This is a genomic window from Micromonospora sp. WMMA1363, assembly GCF_030345795.1.
Lineage (GTDB): Bacteria > Actinomycetota > Actinomycetes > Mycobacteriales > Micromonosporaceae > Micromonospora.
The window spans coordinates 1-3,022 of sequence record NZ_JAUALB010000011.1 but is presented as its reverse complement, the minus strand read 5'-3'; the positions used below and the strand labels follow the sequence as shown (position 1 = coordinate 3,022).

General features: G+C 71.5%; 2 protein-coding genes and 2 pseudogenes. All 4 read right to left on the bottom strand.

Annotated elements, in window-relative coordinates; all coding sequences use genetic code 11:
* Positions 1-1,238 (bottom strand): annotated as a pseudogene (locus QTQ03_RS28925) (hypothetical protein); the annotation flags it as partial.
* A complete protein-coding gene (locus tag QTQ03_RS28920) occupies positions 1,235-1,378 on the bottom strand; it encodes a hypothetical protein (RefSeq protein ID WP_289281155.1) in 144 nt (47 codons plus the stop codon). The pseudogene QTQ03_RS28925 and the gene QTQ03_RS28920, both read right to left, overlap by 4 nt.
* Positions 1,348-1,671 (bottom strand): hypothetical protein, encoded by a 324-nt coding sequence (locus QTQ03_RS28915; RefSeq protein ID WP_289281154.1) that lies wholly within the window; start codon positions 1,669-1,671, stop codon positions 1,348-1,350. The genes QTQ03_RS28920 and QTQ03_RS28915 overlap by 31 nt, the downstream gene beginning before the upstream one ends.
* A gap of 22 nt (positions 1,672-1,693) precedes the next feature.
* A pseudogene (gene eccCa / locus QTQ03_RS28910) lies at positions 1,694-3,022 on the bottom strand (type VII secretion protein EccCa); the annotation flags it as partial.

Genomic DNA, 3,022 nt, shown 5'->3' with positions numbered 1-3,022 from the left:
TCATCTTCATACCGCGCCTCCTGCTCGAACTGCCGGCGCACCGCCGTGAACGCCTCGACCTGCGTGGCGTCGGTGCCGTGTCCGGTGAGGGATCGGCCGTGGGCGTGCAGGTGGTGGGGCTGGTCGAGTTCCAGATCTGGTACCGCAGGCCGTGTTGGATGGCGTAGCGGCGCTGCTCGCCGAGGCCGTGGGTCCACACGTGGCCGTCCTCGATTACGTACTGCGTCTGGTAGCCGAGCTGGCCGAGGATGCGGTCCATGCTGGCCGGGGTGGGTTGGGTGTGGTCGTCGGCGCAGCGCCGCTGCTGGGCGGCGGGGCAGATGTCGCACAGCTCGCGCACGCCCCAGTGGCCGTTGTAGTCGGCCACCTCGTGCGCGTAGGCGACGCCGCAGCTCGTCTTGCGGAACAGCGGCGTGCTGATCCGGAGGCACGCCAGGCGGCGACCACGGCGGCGTCGAGGTCGGCGGGCATGGTCTTGCGCCGGTGGTAGTCCTCCCCGAACGGCACGGGCACGCCGAGTCCGCGCAGGTAGTCGGCGTTCTCGGGCTTGTGGTAGTAGCCGGTGAACACGATCGCGTCGGCATCGCGGCGATGTCGAGCACGTGCGCCATGGTGTCGGGGGCGTCGTTCCAGCCGGGCACGATCGGCCGCCAGTACAGCACCACCCGGTACGGCGCTTGTGCGCGGCGGCGGTGCGGATCGACGTCACCGTGATCTCGCTCTTGGAGATCGGCTCCACGCGCGGGTCGCTGATCCCGGAGTAGGTGAACAGCAGCGTGACCCGCAGGTGCCGCAGCTTCTCCAGCGCGGCCATGTCCGCCTCGGTGACCTTGAACCGGGTGATCAGCAGGACGTGATTGGTGAAGCCGCTCGCGTCCATGGCGCGCAGGACCTGGAACAGGTGCGGTTTGACGCCGGGCAGGAACGGGTCGGTGGCTTTGTTGAACAGTTGGATCGGGGTGACGTCGGGGCGGAACGCCTCGTGTCCGACGAGCCGGTCGATCGCCTCGTCGGTGGGCATCAGCAGGTGCGGGACCTTGACCTCGAAGTTGCCCCAGAAGTGCCGTACGCAGTAGCCGCACTCCAGGGGCAGCCGATGATGTGGTTGAGGCTCAGCCCAGACTTGCGGTAGCCGACGACCTGCGCCATGTAGGGGTCCAGGTCGGCCTGCTGGTCGGCGGGCATGACGGCAGCAGCCGGGGGCCGGACGTGAAGGTCGGTGCGGCGGTGCTGGTCACCGGGTACCTCCGGAAGGGGTCGCAGGGGCGCGGAGCAGGTGCGCGGCGCCGGGGCCGTACCAGATGCCGAAGTCGCGGGGTACGACCTCGACGGTGTCGGAGCTGTGGATCAGGTTGTCGACCAGGCGGCCCTCGGCCATCGCGGCGCGCAGGCTGTCGATGCCGAAGCGGCCCGGATGGTGTCGGCCGGCGCGGTGGCCGGGTCGGTCGGGCCGAGCCGCTCACGCAGCCTCGGTGCGGCGTTGGGACCGTAGGCCAGCGCGAGGCCGGTGGGTTGGCCGACGAAGATGCGCCGCAGCTCGGCGGGCACGTCGCGGCCGATCTTCGCGGACAGCGGCAACATGTCGGAGTAGTGCACGAAGATCTGCGCCTCGGTGGGCCACACCGTGCGGACGTCGACCACCTGGACCTCGCGTTGGACCCAGACGAGCACCGGTTCACGCAGGCTCTGAGACGACCAGCGGATCGGTGCCGGAGCGCAGGTATCCGTGCCCGGGAGAGCGTGGCAGCTCGTGCGCGTCGGGCACCCGAGCACCGTACGGGACTCCAGCGCTGAGAACGTCCGCAACCCGATTCGGTAGGAAAGGTGGGTATCCAGCCCGCGCAGCCGGCCCTCCTCGAGGCGCTGGGACGCCAGCAGCAGGTGCACGCCGAGCGAGCGGCCCAGCCGGCCGATCTGGACGAACAGGTCGATGAAGTCGGGCTTCGCCGACAGCAGTTCGGAGAACTCGTCGCAGACCAGCAGCAGCGACGGCAGCGGGGCGAGCGGGGTGCCGCCGGCCCTGGCCCGCTCGTAGTCGCGCACGCTGGCGAAGTTGCCGGCGTGGCGCAGCAGCTCCTGGCGCCGGACGAGCTCGCCGTTGATCGCGTCGACCATCCGGTCGACCAGCGGGAGCGCGTCGGCCAGATTGGTGATGACCGCCGCGGTGTGCGGCAGCCGGTCGAACGAGGCGAAGGTGGCGCCGCCCTTGAAATCGACCAGGACGAAGTTGAGCTGCTCGGAGCTGTGCGTGGCGGCCAGCCCGAGCACCAGCGTGCGGAGCAGCTCGGACTTACCGGAGCCGGTGGCGCCGATCAGCAGGCCGTGTGGGCCCATCCCGTCCTGCGCCGACTCCTTCAGGTCCAGCTCCACGGCGCCGCCGTCGGTGCCGACTCCGATCGGTACCCGCAGCCGGTCCCGCGGTGGCCGGGGTGTCCAGCCGCGTTCAGCGGTGAAGCTCTCCGGGTCGCCCAACCCGAGCAGGTCGAGCAGGCCCAGGTCGGCACCCGGCGCCGCATCACCCCCGCGCATGGCGGTCGCCGGTCGCAACGGCGCGAGCCGGCGGGCCACCGCCTCGGCGTCGGCTAGGTCGAGCCGGTCGGCGGCGCCGACCTCGGCGTGTCCCTCGGCGGAGTGCGAGTGCAGGCGGCCCGCCCGCAACTCCAACAGCAGGTGTACCGGTCCAACAGGCGCGGGGGCGGCGTCTCCAGGTCGATGACCGTGACCGCGTCGATGCCGCTCTCCCGGCCAGGTCGGTGGCGCCGCCCAGGTCGCCCCCGTCGAGCACGACGACCACGTGCGGGCCGTCGGTGGCGGGCCCGGCGGGGCTGAACCGGGAGCGGCTGCCGAGCACCTCGTCGAGCAGCCCCTCCAGCTCGGTCGCCGCGCTGCTGACCAACCGGATCGGGCCGAGGGCGTCGGTACGGGCGGGATGGTGGGCGTGCGGCAGCCACTTCACCCACTCCCAGGTCAGTCGCCGTTCGGGCCCGGTGCAGACCGCGATCAGCAGCTCGTCGGGGGCGTG